The sequence below is a fragment of the Neolewinella lacunae genome (assembly GCF_014349155.1).
Lineage (GTDB): Bacteria > Bacteroidota > Bacteroidia > Chitinophagales > Saprospiraceae > Neolewinella > Neolewinella lacunae.
The window spans coordinates 13,864-34,399 of record NZ_JACSIT010000040.1 but is presented as its reverse complement, the minus strand read 5'-3'; the positions used below and the strand labels follow the sequence as shown (position 1 = coordinate 34,399).

Annotated in this window: 15 protein-coding genes; 8 read left to right on the top strand and 7 right to left on the bottom strand. The window is 57.9% G+C overall.

The window, feature by feature from the left end:
* Positions 1-95 precede the first annotated feature (95 nt).
* Positions 96-1,193: a redox-regulated ATPase YchF gene (gene ychF, locus H9S92_RS01700; protein ID WP_187464996.1), complete on the bottom strand. Its 1,098-nt coding sequence runs from the start codon at positions 1,191-1,193 to the stop codon at positions 96-98.
* 217 nt (positions 1,194-1,410) lie between these two features.
* Entirely contained in the window at positions 1,411-2,064 is a 654-nt protein-coding gene (locus H9S92_RS01695; RefSeq protein WP_187464995.1) for a rhomboid family intramembrane serine protease, read from the bottom strand.
* Positions 2,065-2,269: 205 nt separating this feature from the next.
* Here H9S92_RS01695 and H9S92_RS01690 point away from each other — a divergent pair, with 205 nt between their 5' ends.
* The 4 genes from H9S92_RS01690 to H9S92_RS01675 all read left to right on the top strand — a co-directional run bounded on the left by H9S92_RS01690 (position 2,270) and on the right by H9S92_RS01675 (position 4,029).
* Positions 2,270-2,590 (top strand): Dabb family protein, encoded by a 321-nt coding sequence (locus H9S92_RS01690; RefSeq protein WP_187464994.1) that lies wholly within the window; start codon positions 2,270-2,272, stop codon positions 2,588-2,590.
* 96 nt (positions 2,591-2,686) lie between these two features.
* Complete coding sequence (locus tag H9S92_RS01685) at positions 2,687-3,118, top strand: Dabb family protein (protein ID WP_187464993.1); 432 nt, start codon at positions 2,687-2,689, stop codon at positions 3,116-3,118.
* Positions 3,115-3,360, top strand: coding sequence for a MoaD/ThiS family protein (locus H9S92_RS01680; RefSeq protein WP_222935934.1), 246 nt, complete (start codon positions 3,115-3,117; stop codon positions 3,358-3,360). Before H9S92_RS01685 ends, H9S92_RS01680 begins: the two co-directional genes overlap by 4 nt.
* A 252-nt stretch (positions 3,361-3,612) precedes the next feature.
* On the top strand, positions 3,613-4,029 hold the full coding sequence (locus H9S92_RS01675) for a molybdenum cofactor biosynthesis protein MoaE (RefSeq protein WP_187464992.1): 417 nt from the start codon (positions 3,613-3,615) through the stop codon (positions 4,027-4,029).
* 3 nt (positions 4,030-4,032) lie between these two features.
* Here the strand turns inward: H9S92_RS01675 and H9S92_RS01670 are convergent, their stop codons facing one another.
* Together H9S92_RS01670 and H9S92_RS01665 are read right to left on the bottom strand one after the other, a co-directional pair.
* On the bottom strand, positions 4,033-4,776 hold the full coding sequence (locus H9S92_RS01670) for a phosphatase PAP2 family protein (RefSeq protein WP_187464991.1): 744 nt from the start codon (positions 4,774-4,776) through the stop codon (positions 4,033-4,035).
* Between the two features lie 123 nt (positions 4,777-4,899).
* On the bottom strand, positions 4,900-5,850 hold the full coding sequence (locus tag H9S92_RS01665) for a hypothetical protein (RefSeq protein WP_187464990.1): 951 nt from the start codon (positions 5,848-5,850) through the stop codon (positions 4,900-4,902).
* A gap of 562 nt (positions 5,851-6,412) precedes the next feature.
* Here H9S92_RS01665 and H9S92_RS01660 point away from each other — a divergent pair.
* From H9S92_RS01660 to H9S92_RS01650, 3 genes are all read left to right on the top strand, one after another.
* Complete coding sequence (locus H9S92_RS01660) at positions 6,413-8,431, top strand: OmpA family protein (protein ID WP_187464989.1); 2,019 nt, start codon at positions 6,413-6,415, stop codon at positions 8,429-8,431.
* A 261-nt stretch (positions 8,432-8,692) separates the two neighbouring features.
* Positions 8,693-9,082 carry a hypothetical protein gene (locus H9S92_RS01655; protein WP_187464988.1) on the top strand — a complete coding sequence of 130 codons (390 nt, stop codon included), beginning with the start codon at positions 8,693-8,695 and terminating at the stop codon, positions 9,080-9,082.
* 119 nt (positions 9,083-9,201) lie between these two features.
* Positions 9,202-9,723 (top strand): DUF4920 domain-containing protein, encoded by a 522-nt coding sequence (locus tag H9S92_RS01650; RefSeq protein WP_187464987.1) that lies wholly within the window; start codon positions 9,202-9,204, stop codon positions 9,721-9,723.
* Between the two features lie 197 nt (positions 9,724-9,920).
* Here the strand turns inward: H9S92_RS01650 and H9S92_RS01645 are convergent, their stop codons facing one another.
* The 3 genes from H9S92_RS01645 to H9S92_RS01635 all read right to left on the bottom strand — a co-directional run bounded on the left by H9S92_RS01645 (position 9,921) and on the right by H9S92_RS01635 (position 17,079).
* The gene (locus H9S92_RS01645) at positions 9,921-11,609 is read right to left on the bottom strand and encodes a M1 family metallopeptidase (protein ID WP_246463589.1); all 1,689 of its coding nucleotides are present in this window, start codon (positions 11,607-11,609) and stop codon (positions 9,921-9,923) included.
* Positions 11,610-11,812: 203 nt separating this feature from the next.
* Positions 11,813-15,100 carry a S41 family peptidase gene (locus tag H9S92_RS01640; RefSeq protein ID WP_187464986.1) on the bottom strand — a complete coding sequence of 1,096 codons (3,288 nt, stop codon included), beginning with the start codon at positions 15,098-15,100 and terminating at the stop codon, positions 11,813-11,815.
* A gap of 152 nt (positions 15,101-15,252) precedes the next feature.
* Positions 15,253-17,079 carry an FAD/NAD(P)-binding protein gene (locus H9S92_RS01635; RefSeq protein WP_187464985.1) on the bottom strand — a complete coding sequence of 609 codons (1,827 nt, stop codon included), beginning with the start codon at positions 17,077-17,079 and terminating at the stop codon, positions 15,253-15,255.
* Positions 17,080-17,557: 478 nt separating this feature from the next.
* Here H9S92_RS01635 and H9S92_RS01630 point away from each other — a divergent pair, with 478 nt between their 5' ends.
* Positions 17,558-20,518: a SusC/RagA family TonB-linked outer membrane protein gene (locus H9S92_RS01630; protein WP_187464984.1), complete on the top strand. Its 2,961-nt coding sequence runs from the start codon at positions 17,558-17,560 to the stop codon at positions 20,516-20,518.
* Positions 20,519-20,536: the final 18 nt, after the last annotated feature.

Here is a 20,536-nt window from a genome sequence, read left to right as displayed (position 1 = left end):
GAGGGATTAAAGGGGGAAGGGAGTAAAGTAGGCCGCCCGCTACTGAACTATGAACTATGCACTATGAACTAAAAAAGGGAGTAAAGTAGGCCGCCTTATACGTTAAAACGGAAGTGCATAACGTCCCCGTCCTGCACCACGTATTCTTTGCCTTCCACGCCCAGTTTGCCATTGTCGCGGGCACCGGCTTCGGAGCCGAATTTTACGTAGTCTTCGTAGTGGATGACTTCGGCGCGGATGAATCCCTTTTCAAAATCGGTGTGGATCACGCCGGCCGCGCCGGGGGCCTTGGTGCCTTCCTTGATCGTCCAGGCGCGGACCTCCTTGACGCCGGCGGTGAAGTAGGTCAGGAGGTTCAGCAGCTGGTAGCTGGACCGGATGACTTTATTGACGCCGGGCTCGCTCAGGCCCATGGCTTGCAGGAATTCCAGGCGTTCTTCGCGGCTTTCCAGCTCGGCGATTTCGGCTTCGATTTGGGCGGAGATGAGGATGACCTCGGCTTTTTCGGCGGCAACGGAAGCCTGGAAGGCCTGGGTGTAGGCGTTGCCGGTGGCGAAGCTTTCTTCATCGACGTTGCAGACGTAGAGGATGGGCTTGGCCGTCAGGAGCATCATTTCGTTGACGATTTCCTGGCCCTCTTCGTCGGTTTCGAAGCTGCGGGCGGGTTTTTCGCTGTTGAGGTGGGAGAGGAGGGCATCGCCTACGTCCACCATTTTCTTGCTTTCCTTATCGCCCGATTTGGCGGTGCGGCGGAACTTTTCTACGCGCTTTTCGACGGTTTCGATGTCCTTGAAAATCAATTCGGTATCGATGACCATTTTATCGCGGACGGGGTCTACGGAGCCGTCGACGTGGACGACGTTATCGTCTTCGAAGCAGCGTACGACGTGGATGATGGCGTCCGTTTCGCGGATGTTGCCGAGGAACTGGTTGCCGAGGCCCTCGCCCTTGCTGGCACCTTTGATGAGGCCGGCGATGTCGACGATATCGACGGTGGTGGGCTGCACCTTCTGGGGTTTGACGAGTTCGGCCAGCTTATCGAGCCGCGGATCGGGGACGGTGATGACGCCGATGTTGGGTTCCTTGGTGGCAAAGGGGTAGTTGGCGGCCAGGGCCTTGGCGGAGGTCAGGGCGTTGAAGAGGGTAGACTTGCCGACGTTGGGCAGGCCAACAATACCGCATTTGAGTGCCATGCTGCTATACTTTTTCTTAGTTGGACCGGGGCTGGCTTGCCCCAAATCGGGCGCAAAAGTACGGCTTTGCCCGCAACTATTCTTCCTCAGGGCGCGGCCGCAGGTGCAAAGGAAAAGTGGAAGGGCAAAGTTGGGTTGGACTTCCCCCGCTCCACATCCTTTCTCCCCCTTTCGGGGGGACGGGGGGGAGCACCTGCGACCGCGCAAAAAAGAAGATCTAGCCGCAGGGATCGAAGTAGCTGCGCGGTGAATTCATCCCCCGGGGCTCCATGAGCCGCTCTACGAAGGCCGTCAAAATGTCCGGCTCCAGGAACAGGCAGAGGACGACGTAGGCCAGCAAACCGAAGATGGCCCCCCAGAGGTGGGCGTTGTGGCCGATGTTGTCTCCGCCGCGCTTATCGGCGTAGTGGCTGTAGGCGATGTAGGCGATGCCGAGCAAAAAGGCCGGCAGTGGCGGGAAGATAAACCAGCTCCAGGGATCGAACATGACGTAGGGCCAGATCATCGCCGCCACCGCGCCCGAAGCCCCCAGGCTGGCGTAGCCCGGGTTATCCTGGTGGCGCAGGTAGCTGACGTAGGAACTCGCCACAATGGCCACAAGGTAAAACAGCAGGTACCCCAGCTTGCTCAGCGTTGGCCCGAAAAGGCAGGTAAAGGTAGCCTCCGCAATGCCCCCAAAAATGTACAGCGCGTACATGTTGAACAGCAAGTGCATGAAATCCGCGTGGATGAAACCGTGGGACAAAAAGCGGTAGTACTCACCCCGGTTTTTGACGGCCGTAGGGTAGAAGAGCATTTTGGCCCGCAGTTCGGGCCGGTTGAAAGCCTGCCAGGAAACGAGGCAAGTGAAGATAATGATGATGATGGTCATTTGGCAAAGGGCGGTTTATGGGCCAGCGTACGGGCCCTAAGGTACGGGTGCTATAACGAACCGATCGGCCGTAGCGTTCTTTTACCCTTCCTTTGGCGTTTTCCGGCGGCTCCATAACGCAGCGGCTACGGCCCGGCCGTTACTGGCTGAAAAATCTGCCTTACTTTGGCCCCCCCAATCGTTTACCAAGACCAAATCGAAAGCCATGAGCGAGCAACGTGCCGGCCTGATCCACACCGTTTATTTTTGGCTGCAGCCCGACCTCGACGAGGCGGCCCGCCGCGACTTTGAGCAGGGCGTTGCCCGGCTGGCGGCCGTCCCCGGCGTACTGCACTTCTACGCTGGCCCGCCCGCCAAGACCATCGAGCGGGAGGTGACCGACCATTCGTTCGACTACAGCCTCCACCTCTTTTTTGCCGATGTAGCCGCGCAGGAACACTACCAGGATCACCCCATCCACCTGCAATTCGTGGCCGAGCAGGCCGCTAAGTTTGCCACGGTGAAGGTCTACGACAACGCCCTCTAGACCGCAGCGCGTGCCAACGATTCGGTAGAAAAGAAGGGTGCCGGTACGGAGAATGGAGAATTGCTGCTATCTTGGCGCGCAATCAACCACCGTACTATGCGCACGCTTTTCACTGGCCTCCTCTTCTGCTGCACCCTGGCATTTTTCACCAACTGCAACGGGGAGAAAGTTGTGGAGGAAACCATCATCGAGAAAGAAGTCGATGCCGCCGCCGAGCCTGGCCTGATCCACACCGTGTATTTCTGGCTGAAAGACTCCGTTGATGCCGCCGGCGCGCAGGAATTTGTGGATGGCGTGTGGCAGCTGGAGGAGATTTCCTCGGTCAAGCGCATGTTCGTAGGTCCCGCCGCCAGCACGCCGACGCGGGGGGTGACGGACAACTCTTTTGACTACGCCCTCATCCTTTGGTTTGACGATGTGGCCGGGCATGACCAGTACCAGGTAGACCCCATCCACCTGAAGTTCGTCGCCGAACAGGAGGCGAAGTTCAAACGGGTGCAGGTGTACGACAACGTCCTGGGAAAATGATTCAGCACCGGGTACTGGCCTTTGCCGCTGCGGCCGAAATCTTTGGCGGGAGCAGTTGTGCGGTAGCCTTGCCCGCCGGGGCGACCGTGGCCGACCTGCGCCAACGCCTGCTGGAAGACCATCCCGCCCTGGGCGAATTGGTCACCTTCGCCATTGCCCGCAACGAGCTGTACGCCCTGCCCGAAGAAGTGCTGGAGCCAGGAGATGAACTCGTGGTGATACCGCCGGTCAGTGGAGGGTAGGAAGGGAGTAAAGGGGAAAGGGAGTAAAGGGGGAAAGGAGGAAAGGAGTATTCGGGTAGAAGAGCCCTCCCTGACCCCGGTAGGGGTCCAACCTCAATAACCCCGGATGGAGGATGCGAAGCATCCGTAATCCGGGGGAATCCCACTAAAAGGATGCGAAGCATCCGTAATCCGGGGTACTCCCACCAGAAGATGCAGCGCATCCGTAATCCGGCATCCAAACCTTCCAGGCTTCAACGCCTTCAAGAAAACATGGAAGACATTCTCCTCTCTGCGGATCCCCTCAGCATCGATGCGTGCTACGCTGCGGTCCAGGATCCGTCCTGCGGAGGGATTTGCCTGTTCGTCGGCACCATCCGCAACCAGAACAAGGGCGCGGTCGTCACCCACCTCGAATTCTCCAGTTACGACGCGATGGCCCTCCGCGAGATGCGCCGCATTGCCGAAGCGGCCCGGGAAATGCACGGCCTTCACGCCGTGAGTGTACACCACCGTACCGGGGCCTTAGCGATTGGCGACGTTGCGGTGATCATTGCCGTCAGCAGCGTCCACCGCGCCGCAGCCTTCGCGGGTTGCGCGTGGGTGATCGACGAGTTGAAAAAATCGGTCCCGATCTGGAAAAAGGAATTTCTGGAAGACGGCAGCTATTGGGTGGGGGCGCGGCCATAGGGCCTACTCGCCACTACGGTGCAGGGCTGGCACGGTCAGTGCAATCGCCGTGCCCGCGGCAAAACCCACCAACACATCGGTGAAAAAGTGGCGCCCGGCGCGCATTCGCCCGTAGGCTACGGTGGTGGGGATGAGCGCGGCGGCCGTCCACACGAAGGGACTGAGCTTGCTATTGGGATGTAGATCGCTGTAGAGGCGGGCAGTAGTAAAACTGAAATAGGCGGCCGTGGCCACGTGCCCGCTGTAGAAGGAGTACAGGCTCGATTTGCGCATCTTCAGGTCAATCGGCGCGTCCGGGTTGTAATTGTAGGGGCGGGGACGGCGCACGCCGGCCTTCGAGAGGTTGATCAGGGCGGAATTCAACAGGGCTCCCTGGAAAACGATCAGGGCCATGTCGTCGAAGTTGTCGCGACCATCCCGGTCCAGCAGCAGAAAGAAGGGGCTGGCAAAGCTGGTCAGCAACAGTTTATCCGTCACTTCGTCAGTTTTCAACGAAAGGTGACGCGTGGAGTAGCGGTCGATGCCCGGGATGCGGTCAAAATCGAGCAGCCGTACGTCGTCCTCCGTCATGGGTTTCACCCGCTTATCCAGAAACATGGAGCCGATGGTGATGCTGCCTCCCAGGCCCAGCAACACGGCGTTGGCGGTTGGGTCGGGGTCGTAGGGTCGGATTCCCTGCGCGGCAAGGAGCTGGAAAAGGCTGAAGAAAAGGGCAAAGAAAAACGCAGGCGAGTAACGGAAGGGCATCTTAAAAAAGCTAAGGTTGGGAATGGAAGAGCACCGCCAGCCGCAGCGCTGGGGGGCAATCACCAAACAAACCCCGCTCGGGCACCAGATGTTTGTACCACCAGCTTTTCGGCCGGAGGGCCCCTATTCGTAAACGGGCAAGCCCAGGCTGTCCCGCCGGCCCACGTCGGCAGTGCTGTTCTGCGACCAGTAGGGCTCGCGCACCTGGTGGGTCAGGGTAGCTACGGTCGTGAGCTGCTTGCCCCGGCTATCGTAGCTTTCGGTCCAGCCCCGGATGACGTAGGGGGAAGCGGCCTCAAAGACCACTTCGAGCTTCCGGCCGAGATCCGTGAAATCGACCACGTAAGATTTCAGGGAGGTGCCCGTGAAGCGGTCTCCCGCGTAATCGCTCAGGCGGACGGTCGCTTTGGCCGCTTCGTAAGGCTGGTGGGTCATCAGGAGGTAGCCCGTGTTGGGGATGACGTTGAAGTTGCCAGTGGGGAGGTTTTCCCAGCCCGTCCGGATGCGGTTGAAGACCTCATCCTCGAGAAAGTCGGCGGGCAACTGCTTGTTCGTATCACCTTCGCGCTCGAAGTAAGACCGCAACTGCACGTTCCAGGCTCCGCCGCCATCGTGGTTGAGCTGGGTAAAGGTTTGGCCACACCAATCCTGCAGCCCCGTGGTCACTTTGAGGGTATGCGGCTGCTCATCGGTTTTGGTGGGCGTAAAGACGGAAGTCATCACCGAGTAGTCGTAGATGCCAGTGGTGAAACGACGAAGAAAGTTGGTCTTGATGATGGGCGTGGAGGCAGGGTTGGTGTAGTTGTCGTTTTTTACCTGCTTATCCGTCAGGAAGTCCTCCGAGACGAAAATGAGGGTAGCCTGGCCGGGGTGGATTTCTCCGTAACGGATTTGCTGCAAGTCATAGGTATTGAGCTCGGCAACGCCTTCGTACCAGTATTCGTAGAGGCCACCGGAAAAGTGGCCGGGAGCCATGGTTTTGCTGGTCAGGGGAGCACTGTCTGGCTGGTCCTGAACAGTATTGCAGGCCGCGAACAACAGGGAGAGGAGGAGGAGAAGGCTGAACTTTTGCATGCAGAAATAACGCGTTGGGACATCCTTGGTTCTACCCCGTACACCACCGCTGGACGCAGAAGCGAACAACAAGAAATGGTTAATTTTGATAGTATTGCTATCGCTAAAAGGAGCTGAGATTATTGTACGTGAGAAATAAAGCCGCCGCCCAAGAACGTTGAAATCAGAGACTGCCGAAATGGGATTGGTTTGATTTTCTCCCGGAGTATGAAAAGCGGGAAAAGAGGCGTGGCTTTCTCCGTTCGTTGGGAGCAGTCCGTGAATTAGCTTCTGATTATCAGTTGGTTAGGTTTGTTCGTCACCCGCTTCCGCCCCGGTTGGGGTGCCGGCTGCGTTTCCGGTTGCGGCCTTTTTCCCGTTTTCAGGAGATTTTTGGCGTGCTTTTGCGCTGGTTTCCTGCCCAGGGTGCGGAGCGGGAAGCGTGGGAGAGCCCGCGAAATTTTCAAAAAGTTCCTACATTAGCCGCGATAGTTTACTAATGCACTCATTTTATCTTGTGGCCTCGCCGTACGGCGAGGCCCAAGCTTTTTTAGTAACTTTCCGCCTGAAAACCTTATCTGAAATGCTGAGTTACCGCTCCATAGTGCTTTTGCTGCTGTGTCTACAGGTGGCTACGGCGTCGGCCCAGTGGGTGAGTAAATCCGCCGAAGCCAAGGGGGCGTTTGACGACGGGGTGAATTTCCTCCTGGCGGGCAAAGCCCAGAAAGCGGCCAAATCCTTCCGCGCGGCGACCAAACTGGATACTTCCTTTACCGCCGCCTACCGTTTTTTGGGAACGGCCGAGGAACTGCAGCGCAACTACCCGGCGGCCGCCGAGGCCTACCAAACGGTAATTGCCCGCGACAGTACCTTCTCCCGCCTGCTCTACTACCAGCTAGGCAAAGTCTACTACAAAATGTCTCGGCCCGCCCTGGCGTTGCACTATTTGCAGATGTTCCAGCGCTTGCAGGCCCAAGACCGGGGCGTGTTCGGCCGCAACGGCGAGGAAGAGGCCCAGCAAGAAGCCGCCATCCTGAAAAAGCTCGACCGCGAGATCCAGGCCGCGCAAATTACCCAAGACAGTTCGCAGTTCATCAACGTCACCGAAATTCACAATCTCGGGACAGCCATTAATACCAACCGCGACGATTACTTTCCTTTCTTCAGCAACGATCTCAGCTCCGTGCTATTTACGCGGATGGGCCAGGGCAACGACGAAGACCTCATCCGGGGCAGCCGCCGCAACCTCGATGGCACCTTCACCACCGCCCGCTTCGGCAGCTTTAACACCCTCGAACCCGAGGGGATGTGCACCCTCGTCCGCGACGGTGAAAGAATCTACTTCACGCTCTGCCACGGCAATACCAGCCGGGGCGGGTGCGATCTCTACGCGGGCTGGCTCATCGACGGCAAAATTGAAAGGGTGGAACCCTTGCCCGACTACGTCAACGCCGAAAGCTGGGATTCCCAGCCCGCCATCAGTTGCGACGGACAGCAGCTTTTCTTCGCCTCCATTCGCCCCGGTGGATTCGGGGGGAGCGACATCTACCGCTGCATAAAAAGGCCCGACGGCACCTGGAGTGAACCCCAGAACCTCGGCTCCGGCGTCAACACCCCCGAAGACGAAGAAGGGCCCTTCCTGAGCAACGACGGCGGTACCCTCTACTTCGCCAGCATGGGACACAGCAGCCTGGGCGACCAGGACATCTTCGTGAGCTACTGGGATAAAACCACCAACCGCTTTACCCAGGCGATGAACCTCGGCCCGCCCGTCAACGGCCCCCACCGCGAACTGGGCTTTCACCTGACGAGCGATGGCAAAACCGGCTATTTCGCCAGCGACCGCCCGGGTGGCCTGGGTGGACTCGACATCTACAGCTTCAAGCTTTCCGACAAACTCAGCGGACGCCCCATCACTTACGTAGCGGGCTACGTCACGGATAGCCTGACCGGTGAACCCATCACCGATCAGGCCATTTCCCTGGCCAACGGACAAACCTACTACACCAACTTCGGCGGGCGATTCTTCATCTGCGCCCCCTCCGAAGCCGCGCTGCCCCTGCAAGTCGTTCACCCCGACTACCTGCCCTACCAACGCGTTTTCGGCATTCCCGCCTGGGACAACTTCAGCACCTACCGCATCGATTTGCTCCTGGCCAAAGCCGCCAGCCCACCGCCACCGCCACCGCCCGTGGCAGTGCCCCCCCCTCCGACCGAACCCGAGCCTATCCCGGAAGACACCATTCAGCGCAAAACCCGCCTGGTGACCCGCAGCTTGCCCGTCAACTTTAATTTCGACGACGCCAGCCTTACCCCGCGGCAGATCGAAAGCATCTCCCTTTTCGTCGAACAACTCAAGGGGAAAACCTTGCTCAACATCGTCATTACCGGGTATACCGACGACATTGGCGACGCCGGCTACAACATCAAGCTGAGCCAAAACCGCGCCAAGGCCGTGGGCATTCACCTGCAAACAGCCGGACTAAAGGCCAACGAAATCAAAATCGTCGGCCTCGGCGAACTGCCCGGCAGCAGTATGCGGGCCCTGAACCGGAGGGTGGAAATTGAAGTCCGCTACCGCGAGATAGTAGAAATTGAGTGAAGTGACCTTATATTTGATTTGTCGTCCATTGGTGGTACTCCGGGGCTGATCGGGGCAGGCTGCGTACGGAGGAGGAATGTTGAGTTTCCTCTGATCCGGAGCTTTTCCTTCCAGAGTTACCCATCCGCCAGCGCCCGAAGCCGGTGAACATCTTTGGCCGGGTTATTTGTTGTTAGTGTATTAATCCCTTTTCAGCTTTTGCTTCCCATCATCCAATCTCCCAAAAGCTGCCTGTTTTTCTCTTTAACGATACCAAGTACTATGAAAAATTTATGTTTTCTCCTCGTATGGGTTTGCTCTTGCGCCCTCTACGCCCAGGCTGAAAAGCCACCCTACTGCGAAGAAGGGCCCGCCACTTACGGCAGCGTTGCCGCCATCCCCGGCGGATCTACCACGCCTTCCCTGCCGCGCTTTGCCACTACGCCCACCAAGGAGTACAAGATCCAGGTGGCCATCCTTCGCTATACCAGTCCTTCCGAATATCCTTTCCATCCTACGCTGGTGGCCCGTTACCGCCCCTGCGAACAGGTGTGGGTGGTGGAGAGCCGCGAAAGTTTTGCCGATCACGCCAAGGCCGAAGCGCTCCAGAAGGAACTCAAAAAACTAGGTTACGCCGGAGCTTACATCACGGAGCTGATCGGATACCAGTAAGGCCCCTTCCCTTCCGTCCTTTTGCCCGTCTTCGGCTGCCGTACTGGCCGCGCAGCGTTTGTCATTGGTTTCATGACAATGCTGACCGCCGTATCTTTGCCCCTCAAAATTAAGCTACTATGCATCGGATACTTTCCCTCGCCCTTTTTTGCTCCCTCGTCTTCGCCTGCGGCAACGCCCCGCAGGAAGTCGCTACGGAAGAAACCACCGGGGCCAACTCCGCCGAGATGGTGGAGGCTACCTTCGGCGCCGAGTTTGACGCCGCAACCGTCATGCCCGCCAACAACCTGCTGGCCAGCTACGACGAAGCGTCGCTGACCGACACCGTTGCTACCACCCTGCGCGGCACCGTTAACGAAGTCTGCCAGGCCAAAGGTTGCTGGATGACGATTGCCACGGGCACCGACGAAGAAATGATGGTGAAGTTCAAGGACTACGGCTTCTTCATGCCCAAAGACATCAGCGGCCGCGAAGTAGTGATGCACGGCAAAGCCTTCCTCCAGCTCACGCCCGTAGAAGAACTGCAGCATTACGCCGAAGACGCAGGCAAAACCCCCGAGGAAATCGCCATGATCACCGAGCCCAAGCGCGAACTGCACTTCCTGGCCGATGGCGTACAATTGATCGCTCCGGGCGAATAAGCCCTCCAGAAGAATTACCCAATAAATCACTGCGGGTTTTCGGCTACTAACGGCTGGAAACCCGCATTTTTTTGCCTGCATGATGAGGTTCCCCACCTTCGGAGGGAAGAAGTTTAGGCACTTACTCCCATTGCTCCCTGTCCGTTCTCCCCCCTTCGGGGGGGCGGGGGGGTGCACCTGCGACCGCGCAAAAAAGATTATTTCACAATTTCCAGATCTACCAGGAAACGGCTGGCGTCTACCCGGACGTCTTTGGCGCTAAAGCCTCCGCCCATGGGTTGCCACGCTGCGGTGGGATCCAGGCGCACCGCCTCCGACCCGATGAAAACGCCCACTGGGACGTGAAAACCGGCAACGTCCGTCCGCCAGCGGTACTCGACTTGCCCGGCTTTTTCGCGGATTTCGAGAGTGGGCACCGCGGGGTGAAAAAGGTACTGCCGGAAGAAGGGCGTCAGGTCCCGCTCCGCGAATCTGGAGAAATAATCCACCACTTGCTGGGTATTCACGATGCTGTGCTGGTGGTCTTGGTAGAAGCTGCGGAGCATCCCGAAAAACAGCGGGTCATCGTTGAGCACATTGCGCAAGGTGTGCAGGATCCAGGCCCCTTTGTAGTAGTGATCCGAACCGGCAAAGTCGTCAAAATTCACGCCGGGCGGCCCCACAATCGGAGCCTCGTTGCGGATGTAGGGCCGCTGCATGGCCAGGTAGCGCAGGGCGTCTTTGGGGCCGTAGCGGTACTCAACGTACAGGGCCTCCAGGTAGGTGGTAAACGACTCGTGGATCCACATTTCGGCGTGGTCGGCCACGCTGATGGAATTACCGAAATACTCGTGTCCGCTTTCGTGGATGATGATGTAATCCCAGTCCATCCCCGGCGGCAGCCCGCCGCCCAGGTAGCCGCGCATGTAGCGGTTGCCGTAGGCGATGCCGCTCTGGTGTTCCATGCCCAGGTAGGGCGTTTCGATGAGGGCAAAGCCATCGTCCCAGAAAGGGTATTTGCCCAGGTAGTGTTCGTAGGCGGCCAGCATCGGGCCCACCTGCCGGAACTGCCGGCGGGCCTTGTCCAGGTTGTAGTCGAGTACGTAATAATCCAGGTCCAGCACCTCACCATCAAAGGCCACGTAGGTACTGTCGAAATGGACGTAGGAGCCGATGCCCAGGCTGACGTTGTAGTTGTTGATGGGGTAGGAAACGAACCAGTCGTAGCGTTTCTGGTAGCGGTTATCGAGTTCCACCTCGGCGCGCAGGTTGCCATTGCTGGCCACAAAAAAACGTTTGGGGACGGTTACGCTCACCAGCATTGAGTCGGGTTCGTCGCTCAGGTGGTCCTTGTTTGGCCACCACAGGCTGGCTCCGGTTCCTTCGCAGGCGACGCCCACCCAGGTGCGGTCGCGTTGGTCCAGGGCCCACACGAAACCGCCGTCCCAGGGCGCATTTTTGGCTGCCACCGGGGTGCCGCCGTAGCGGATGCTCATCCGGTGGCGGGAGCCTGCGGCGGGCTCCGCGGGCAGGTCGATAAAGACCGCATTGTCGATGCGTTCGTAGCGCAGGACCTGTCCGTTTTGCTGGATGTCCTTGATTTTCAGGTTCTTAAAGAGGTCCAGCTGGATGCGCCCGGTGGGGGCCACCACCTGGTAATCCATCTCCACGCGCCCTTCGATGGAGCGTGCTTCGGTGTTCACCTCCAGGTGCAGTTCGTAGTAGGTCACGTCAAAGCTCGTCCGCTCCGGGCGCAAGGCGCCGCGCAGGGTATCGGCCCGGGTGAATTTGTGGCTGGTGAAATACTTCGCCGGTGGCCCGTCCATTTGCTGGGCATTCACCTGGGCGCTGACGCAGGATGCGAGGTACAGGACAAAGGAGCAAAGGAGGAGGAAACGATGGTGCATAGGGGGGCTGTTTGGCGCTTGAGGAGGGCGTGAAGATACGGGGTTGGGGGGATTGAACGAAAACGTCGGGCTACACCCGACGTTTTCGATAAATCAATCCGACGTTTTCGTTATCCCAACGTGTTGGTTTCCGCTGCCAGCTCACAATCCGACATTTTCACTATTCCAACGCATTCATTCAACCACTAAAACCCTTCCCCGCCTTATTTCACCTCCTTCAGCAATTCCTCAATCGCCCGTTCCAGTTGCTGGTCGCGGCCCTGATCGACTACCCCGGGCATGTTTTTCACGCGGATGTTGGGCTCCGTCTGGTTGTTTTCCATCCATTTGCCGTTGATGTCTTTGGCGCTGATGGGCACTACGCCCCAGGTGGAGCCGTCGGGCAATCCTTCCCAGCCGGCGAAGCTGCAGGTGCCCGGGGTGGGCATGCCAACGGTTTTGCCGATTTTCAGGTCGGAGTAGCCGCAGGCGAAGCAGTGGCCATCGGAGTACTGTGCCTCGTTGATCAGGGCCAGCGTCGGCTTGGTCCAGCGGGAGGTCGGCTCTCCGCCCACCACTTTGGCTTCGGTGGCGTAGGTGATGAAGGGCACGCCAGTGAAGAACATGGCCAGGTCGGCTACCAGGTCGCCTCCTCCGTTGAAGCGGGTATCAATCACCATGGCCTTGCGGTTGAAGTACTTGCCCATCATGTCTTCGTAAATGGCGCGGTAGGGGCCGTCGCTCATCCCGGGGATGTGCACGTAGCCCAGCTGCCCCTGGCTTTTTTCGTCGACTTCCTTTTCGTTCATCTTCACCCAGCGCTTGTAGAGGAGGCCGTTTTCTTCGCCCAGGGAGATGGGCTTGACGGTGATCGTCTTACGGGCCTTGGTGGCGGGGTCCACGAGTTCGAGGAGGGTAAACTGGTCGGCCAGGCGGTTGAGGTAACTGGCCACGTCGCGGTTGGCCAGGATGGTCTCTCCGTTGATCTTTTCGATGATCATGCCCGCTTTCACGTCCATTCCCGCTTTGTCCAGCGGACCGCCCAAAATTACTTCGTCGATCAGGATGCCATCGCCCCGGTGGGTGTAGTTTTGGAAGATGCCCAGGGAGGCGGTCGCGTCGGGGTTGTCGTAACCCGTGCGGCGGTAACGGGCACCGGCGTGGGAGACGTTGAGCTCGCCGAGCATTTCCGAGAGCATTTCCGTCAGTTCAAAAGAGTTGCCAATGGAGGGCAGGTACTTGGCATATTCTGTTTTCATTTGCCCCCAGTCGATGCCGTGAAAATCGGGGTGGTAGAAGATGGCGTTGGTCCGTATCCATACGTGGTCAAACATGGCGGTGCGTTCGGCCGCTGCGTCAAAGGGCATTTCACCACCCAGTTTTACCGGTGTCTGCTTGCTTTTGTCTACCTCGATTTTCGCAATTTTTCCGCTGGAGAGGAGGTAGAGGTTTTTCATTTCCTGGTCCCATTCCAGGCGTCCGGAGTTGGCCCCGAGTTTCATTTCCTGCTTGGTTTCTTTGGTGCGCAGGTTGGTGCTCCAGAGGTTGAGCTTGTCTTCAAAGCGGGCGAGGTAGTAGAGGGTTTCCCCGTCTTTACTGAGCACCGCGTCTCCCAGGTTGGAAGAGTGGATGGTCAGTCGGCTGCTGCGCTCATCGAGGTTGTTCCAGTCGAAGGTGAGGGTATCGACTTTCTTGTCGTCTTTTTTCTCGTCCTCTTCCTTGGCGTCGGCCCCCTTTTTCTTAGCGTCTTTCTTGCCGTCTTCTTTTTTGGCCTCTGCTTCTTTTTCTTTCTTGGCTTTTTCCGCTTCTTTCTTGGCTTCTTCGATGGCCTTCTGCAGTTTCCACTCGTCTTCGCTCAGGTTGAATTTATCCCAGGCTTCCTGGGTGAAAAACATGCTGTAGACGTCTTGCTGGGAGTTGCCGCTGGTGGCGTAGGATTTCAGGCCATCGCGGTTGCTGAACCACAGCATTTGCTTGCCGCCGTTGACCCACTTGGGGCGGCTGTCGTAGTAGCCACTCTCGTTGAGGTTGACGCGCTTGGTGCCGTCGGCTTTCATCAGCAGAATGTCGCTGTTGTTGAGCAGGATGTCCCATTCCACCAATAACCACTTGCTGTCGGGGCTCCAGGCGAAGTACTTATCGCCGTCGCTCATGTGGAAAAGCTCGGCGGGGGTAAGCAGCGTGACGTCTTTGCCGCTGGCCAGGTCGCGGACCTTGAGGGTGCGGCGACCTTCAATCCAGGCCAGTTGTTTACCGTCGGGGGAGTACTTGGCGAGGTAATTGTCCTGGTCGTTGGAAATGACGGGACTTTCCTTAAGCAGCGTGGCCGCGTAAAAGAAAGGTTCTTCCTCCCGGCTTTTCTCCGTTTTGTAGAGGCTCCACTTGCCCTGCCGCTCGCTGGCGTAGACGACGGATTTGCCTTCGGGGCCCCAGGTGACAAAACGCTCCGCCTCGGGGGTGTTCGTCAGCCGCTTCGTGAAGGCTTCGTCGACGGAGGTGACAAATACTTCCCCCCGCGCAATGAAGGCAATTTCCTTACCGTTGGGCGAGACGGCCATCTCGCTGACGCCGCCGCTGACGGAGATGAATTTGTCGCGGTTGTTCTTGTCTTGGGTGATGATTTTTACCGGCACTTTCTTCGGCTCCTGCCCTTCGCGCATGGTGTACAGCTCACCGTCGTAACCAAAGCAAAGCACGCCGTTGCCGAAGCTGAGGAAACGGACGGGGTGCAGCTTGAACTGCGTCAGCTGGGTGGTCTCCGCCGGCTTGGCCAGGGCCAGCTTGTGGACATTGAAGCTACCGCTGCGCTCACTCAAAAAGTACAGGCTTTGCTCGTCGGCACTGAAGATGGGCTGCCGGTCTTCGGCGTCGTGGGTGGTGATCATGCGGTGGGCCTTCGTCTTGGTGTCGTAGGTCCAGATGTCGCGGGTGATGGACGAAGTGTGGTGCTTGCGGTATTCGTCTTCGCCGCCTTTTTTATCGTGGTACACCAGCGTGCCGCCGTCTTTGGAGACCTGAACGTACTCCGCCGGAAAGGTCAGTACCTGGTCGATACGCCCGCCGGCTACGGGTACGGAATAGAGCTCCGGTTGCGAACGGGTGGGGAACTGCCGGTGCTTGACCTCGTCTTGACGCAAGCCACCAAAGAGTACCGCGCTGCCGTCGGCCGAGAAGCTGTAGGGCACCTCGTCGTTGGAGTGGAAGGTCAGGCGGGTGGCCTGGCCACCGCTGGCGGGCATGACGAAGACGTCAAAGTTGCCGTAACGCTCGGAGGCGAAGGCGATTTGCTCGCCGTCTTTGCTCCACACCGCAAGGTAATCGTGCGCATCGTGGAAGGTCAGCTGCGTGGCCATTCCGCCCGCAGCCGGTACCTTATAGAGGTCTCCTTTGTAGGTGAAGGCAATCTGGCTGCCGTCGGGGGAAATGGCCGCGTGCCGTAGCCAGTTGGCCGTTTCCTGGGCGGGGAGAGACAGCGTCAGCAACGCCAAAGACAGCAGAAAAATGTACTTCATTATTAAGCGCAGAATTGGTTAGTGGCTGCCAAGATAGTTCACGCCAGCAGCATGGAGAATAGCGGCCTGCCAAGTCCGTCGCCTGCATTGCCGTGGATCAATCCTGCCACCGTTTCACCCTGCCTGGTTCAGACGGTGCTGCGCCCTTTTTTCTACAATTCTTTGGTCTCTTTATAGATCATCGTTACCGTGGCCAGGTCGCCCGCCGCGCCCGCCGGATCCTCCAATGCTTTTGCCCAGGCTTCTACTACGATTTGACTCGTTGCACTGCAGGCTTGCAGGCCGTAGGAATAGGGCCGGGACCCCGTCGTGTGGGTAAAGGTGATGTCGTGAATGCGGTCGTTCGGCTGCCCGTCTTCTCCGATGACGCGGTAGGTGGCATCGATTTCCGTGCCGCCCGTGTAGTAGTAAAAGTTGCCGTTTTCCTCGCAGACCCGCTCGGCGTGCTCCGTGGCCAACAGTTCCTGCGCAGCTGCCGGGTCCGCGAATTGCGATCGGGCCCGCCGGACGGCCCCCTGTTCCACCAGCGAGCGGAAAGGGTATTCGTCCAACCCCACCGGCTGCTGCCCGTTGCACCGCACGAACATCCGGTAGTCTACCGACGACTTCCTGCCTTCATCATCCACCTCCACGGTCGTCCTGCCGGGTGGGTGGTCCTCTGCCACGGTAGCGTAGCCGGGGATGACCTCAATGCGGCCCGCATCGTAGAGGGCCAGCAGCAGGTTCCCCGAAGGCAGGGGCATCGCGGCGATCACGCTCATCAGGAAGGGCATGACCGTGCGGTGAAACAAAATATGGTCTTCGGCCGGCAGCATTTCAGCGTGGAAGTTCAGGCCGTACATCAGGTCGTCCATCACTTCTTTCCAGTGGATGGGCCGGTCGCCCTCCACGGATCTTTTGGCTTCTTTCATCTCCTCGCGCATGCCCTCGAAGGCGTTGGGGTATTCGTGGCGCTCCGACATGAGCGCCACAAAATCGCTGAGGCGGAAGGCGGGGTCGGCCAGCTTATCCACTACGCCATTGAGGCCATCGCGGGCAAAAGCCTCGCTCAGGGCGGGCCGGCAAACCCGGTTGAAGTAGGTATCCAGACGGAGTTGTCCGTTTTTTTCCTGCAGCGCGAGCAGGCTTTCCCGGTCCACGTGCCGGTAGATCTGCCGCATCGGCTCCGCTTGTTCGTATTGCAGGTGAGGCAGCCAGCCATCGGCCGCGTGCATGGCCAGACGGAAGTTTTCCGCACCCTCGGCGGGCGTGAAATGCATGGTGCCGTCGGCCGCCGTTGTAAAGGTTCCGTGCCGCCGCGCCAGGGAAGAAACTACGTCAAAAGCGCTGAGGGACGCGCCCAGGGTGCCGATCCGGAAGTTGTGGTAGGTCCCGGCGGCGGGTAAGATTTTGTGGATGGGCCAGGGAGAAGCGTAAAGCCCGTTTTCCACATCGTCTTCTTCTTTCCAGGCGTGACCGGTGGAGATGACCACTTTGCTGAAGCGATGGGTAGTGCCATCGGCAATCCGGAGCTCGACGTCTTCCGCGCCGGGCGTACAGACGAGGTCCGTCACCTCCGTATTGGTGTACTCGGAGACGCGGATGCCGGCTGCGCGGAGGGCCTCGACGATGCCGCAGTACTGCGCTTGCAGGTACTGGCCGAGCGCCAGGCGGTTGTAGACCCCGGAGGCGCTGATTTTTTCGTCGGCCAGGCCCAATTCCGCCAGGCGCTCTTCAGATTGCGCGTTTAGCCAATCGACGAAGGGCATCAGCAGTTCCGGCAGTTCTTCGGAGGAGATGTTGGAGAGGTTATAGAGATCGGTCGTGCGCGGGTTGTAGGGCATGCCCATACCCAGCGCTTCGTCCTTTTCAAAGACGGCGATTTCCTGAATGACGTTCTGGAAGGTATCCCGGTGCCGCAACAGGTGCCGAAGGAGGTAGATGGCGCTCGCCCCGCTGCCAATTACCGCTATTTTGCTAAGGTTTTCGTGGGTTGCCATGTCTCTGCTCCGGGCCGGGGGTTAATTCCTCTGGCCGAGGCTAAAACCCGCGCGGTTTGTCGCGTGTTCGGGCCGGATCGCTGGCTTCTGCCTGCAAATACGGTCTTGAACACGGGATTGGCCCTGCGCTGGGTGCCCTTCTATGCTCGCCCCTGCGGGAGACGGAGCGCGCACCTGCGTCCGCGCCCAAATAAGATACAATTTATTAACGTATGTTTTACCTTGTCTACCCAATAATAAATCAATGTTTATTGCCATGCAGCTGGGGTAAAAGCCGGAAAATTTCGCAAAATATTGATGTTCTGATGGATGCGGGCGCGGACGCAGGTGCAGGGTTAGGGTAAAAGTTAACCTTTGCTCAACCTGCCAGAAAAAAAACGTGCATTTACCAACGAATTAACTTAATGCAGGTTTAACCGCAGATCGGTACGGGCATTCATTCCTCCTAGTAATTTTGCGCCATCAAAAGCACTATGGGATGAGAACGAGATTTTTATTACTATTTGCACTGGTATTTAGTGCGCTTTCCACCGCGTGGGCGCAAAGCCAGGTCACTGGAGTTGTTGTTGACGAAAGCAACGAAGCACTGACGGGCGTCACCGTCCTTGTAAGGGGCACTTCCAGAGGCGAAATTACGGATTTTGAGGGACGCTTCAGCATTGCCGCCACGGTAGGTGATGTGCTGGAATTCAGCTATTTAGGGATGAAGCCAAAGGCGGTTACCCTGGAATCCCTGACCAGCCTGGAAATTACCCTGGAGGCCAATGCCCAGCAATTGGATGAGATTATTGTGGTGGGCTACGGCTCCCAAAAAAGATCCGACGTAACCGGATCCATTGCCTCCCTGAAGAGCAAGGATTTTAATCAAGGCGTTGTCACCAACCCCGGGCAATTATTGCAGGGAAAAGTGGCCGGCGTAAATGTCACTTCGGCCAGCGGTGAACCCGGCGCGGGCCAGGATATTATCGTCCGCGGCGTCGGCAGTTTGCGGTCTGGAACCACCCCATTATTCGTTATTGACGGGTTTGCACTGGATAATTCCGGAAACGGCGTTCCTACCAACCCGCTGAATTTTATCAATCCGCAAGATATCGAAAGTATCGATGTATTGAAAGACGCTTCCGCCGCCGCCATTTACGGTGCACGGGCAGCGAACGGGGTGATTGTAATTACCACCAAAAAAGGCGTGGGCGGGCAGTCGCAAATCAACGTTTCCGCTTCCACGGCCATTACCACTTTGGCCAGCAAAATAGACGTATTTTCCGCCAGCGAATTCCGCAACCAAATCAACGCCATCGGCGGCATCCTCAACGACGGTGGCGCGAATACCGACTGGCAGGATGAACTGACCAGAACGGCGAACGCCAAACGCGTCAACCTCTCCGCTACCGGCGGCTCCCGGAATTCTTCCTATTTCGCCTCCTTTTCCGGCGAAGACCAGGAAGGCATCCTGCGCAACAACAACCTGAGGCGGTATTCCGCCCGCCTGAACATGACCCAGCGGGCCCTGAACGAGCGCCTGCGGATGGACTTCAATTTCTCCGCCAGCCGCTTCGAGAACAGCCGGGCCAACATCAATTCCGTAGTCACGGATATGCTCCAGCTGAACCCCACCTTCCCCAGCACCGTAAATGGCGTGCCAACGGATTTGGTGGGCGACAACATCAACCCCCTGGTCCGGGAGTCCATCTTCGACGACCTGTCCTACAACAACCGCATCCTGGCCAACATCTCCCCCTCGATTGAAATCGTCAAGGGCCTGGTCTACAAGCTGAACCTGGGCATTGATTATTCTACGACCGACCGCGACGTACAATTCATTCCCTATCCCAGCATTGCCGATTTTGAACTGGGCAGCGTAAGCACTACCTTCAATCCCAATACCAACTCCCAGGCGGAAAATACCCTGACCTACTCTTTTGTCAAGGAGCGGCAGAGCATTTCCTTGCTGGCCGGCCACTCCTTCCAGAAAACGGAAGTCAGCGGAAAAGGATTTTTCACCTCCGGCTTCCCCGACAACGGCGTAGAGCCCCGCTACCAGATCGGTGCGGCCAGCGAGCCGACCAGCCAGTCGGCCTTTGCAACCGTAAATGAATTGCAGTCTTTCTTCGGACGCGTCAATTACAGTTTTGACGACAAATACCTGGTAACGGCCACCATGCGGGCCGACGGTTCCTCCAAATTCGGCGCCAACAATAAATACGGCTATTTTCCCTCGGTAGCCGTGGGTTGGAACCTCTCCAACGAAAATTTCCTGGCGGGCAGCGAAGTTTTTACCTACCTGAAACTGCGCGGCAGCTGGGGACAAACGGGCAACCAGGAAATTCCCTCGAAAATCACCCAGGCGAGTTTCACGGAAAGCAACAGCGGCAACGATACCTACCCCCTGGACCCCAACGCCACGGACCTGAGCGGCTACCCCTACGGCTCCATCTACACCCGCCTGGCCAACCCCGATATCCAGTGGGAAGTATCCACGCAGACGAACGTCGGACTTGACTTCGGACTCTTCAACTACCGCCTGACGGGTAACCTGGACGTCTTCAACAAAGTCTCCAGCAACATCCTGCTGGAAGTGGCACCGGTAGATCCCATCCAGCCCACGGATAAATTCTGGACGAACATCCCCAACATGGAAATTCGCAACACCGGAGTGGAACTGGCCCTTAATTACCGCAGCGACGAATCCAAAGACTTCTCCTACAGCATCGGGGGCAACATCTCCATTACCGATAATGAGGTGGTTAATTCGCCCTACAGCATCCTCACCACGGGGGCGGTACGCGGAGCTGGCCAAACCGGGGCTACCATCAACGGCGTCCTCAACGGCGAACCAATTGGTACCTTCTTCGTGCAGGACTTCATTGGCATCGGCGAAGACGGCCTGAACCTGTTTGCGGACGTCAATGGCGACGGCCAAATTCTGGACAACGACCGTTTTGCGGCGGGGACGGCCCTGCCTACCTACATCTACGCCATGAATTTCAACTTTGCCTACAAGAACTTCGACCTGGGCCTAAATTTCAACGGTGTCGGTGGCAACCAGATCTTCAACCACGTAGCCCTTTCCATCTTCAATAAAGGAAACCTTTCCAACTCCCTCAACACCACGGACCGGGCGGTGGAATTCCCCAACGAAGATGTTTCCAACTCCAACCGGGTCTCTACCCGCTACCTTGAGTCCGGCGATTTCCTGCGCTTGAACAACGCTTCCCTGGGTTACAACTTTAACCTGGAACAATTGGGCATCGGCCAGGCAGTGAAGAACATCCGCGTGTACCTCACCGGCCAAAACCTCCTGCTCTTCACCAATTACTCCGGTTACGACCCCGAGATCAACACGGGCAGCTCCATCGGAGACATCCAAACCTTCGGCATCGATTACTTCAGCTACCCCCGGGGAAGAACCTTCCTCGTCGGCTTAGATGTCACGTTGTAAATCTCAAAGATCTTTTAA

Bases quoted from the DNA above. Each gene is read 5' to 3' on its own strand.
- ychF (WP_187464996.1), bottom strand. From the start codon at position 1,193: ATGGCACTCAAATGCGGTATTGTTGGCCTGCCCAACGTCGGCAAGTCT.
- H9S92_RS01695 (WP_187464995.1), bottom strand. From the start codon at position 2,064: ATGACCATCATCATCATTATCTTCACTTGCCTCGTTTCCTGGCAGGCT.
- H9S92_RS01690 (WP_187464994.1), top strand. From the start codon at position 2,270: ATGAGCGAGCAACGTGCCGGCCTGATCCACACCGTTTATTTTTGGCTG.
- H9S92_RS01685 (WP_187464993.1), top strand. From the start codon at position 2,687: ATGCGCACGCTTTTCACTGGCCTCCTCTTCTGCTGCACCCTGGCATTT.
- H9S92_RS01680 (WP_222935934.1), top strand. From the start codon at position 3,115: ATGATTCAGCACCGGGTACTGGCCTTTGCCGCTGCGGCCGAAATCTTT.
- H9S92_RS01675 (WP_187464992.1), top strand. From the start codon at position 3,613: ATGGAAGACATTCTCCTCTCTGCGGATCCCCTCAGCATCGATGCGTGC.
- H9S92_RS01670 (WP_187464991.1), bottom strand. From the start codon at position 4,776: ATGCCCTTCCGTTACTCGCCTGCGTTTTTCTTTGCCCTTTTCTTCAGC.
- H9S92_RS01665 (WP_187464990.1), bottom strand. From the start codon at position 5,850: ATGCAAAAGTTCAGCCTTCTCCTCCTCCTCTCCCTGTTGTTCGCGGCC.
- H9S92_RS01660 (WP_187464989.1), top strand. From the start codon at position 6,413: ATGCTGAGTTACCGCTCCATAGTGCTTTTGCTGCTGTGTCTACAGGTG.
- H9S92_RS01655 (WP_187464988.1), top strand. From the start codon at position 8,693: ATGAAAAATTTATGTTTTCTCCTCGTATGGGTTTGCTCTTGCGCCCTC.
- H9S92_RS01650 (WP_187464987.1), top strand. From the start codon at position 9,202: ATGCATCGGATACTTTCCCTCGCCCTTTTTTGCTCCCTCGTCTTCGCC.
- H9S92_RS01645 (WP_246463589.1), bottom strand. From the start codon at position 11,609: ATGCACCATCGTTTCCTCCTCCTTTGCTCCTTTGTCCTGTACCTCGCA.
- H9S92_RS01640 (WP_187464986.1), bottom strand. From the start codon at position 15,100: ATGAAGTACATTTTTCTGCTGTCTTTGGCGTTGCTGACGCTGTCTCTC.
- H9S92_RS01635 (WP_187464985.1), bottom strand. From the start codon at position 17,079: ATGGCAACCCACGAAAACCTTAGCAAAATAGCGGTAATTGGCAGCGGG.
- H9S92_RS01630 (WP_187464984.1), top strand. From the start codon at position 17,558: ATGAGAACGAGATTTTTATTACTATTTGCACTGGTATTTAGTGCGCTT.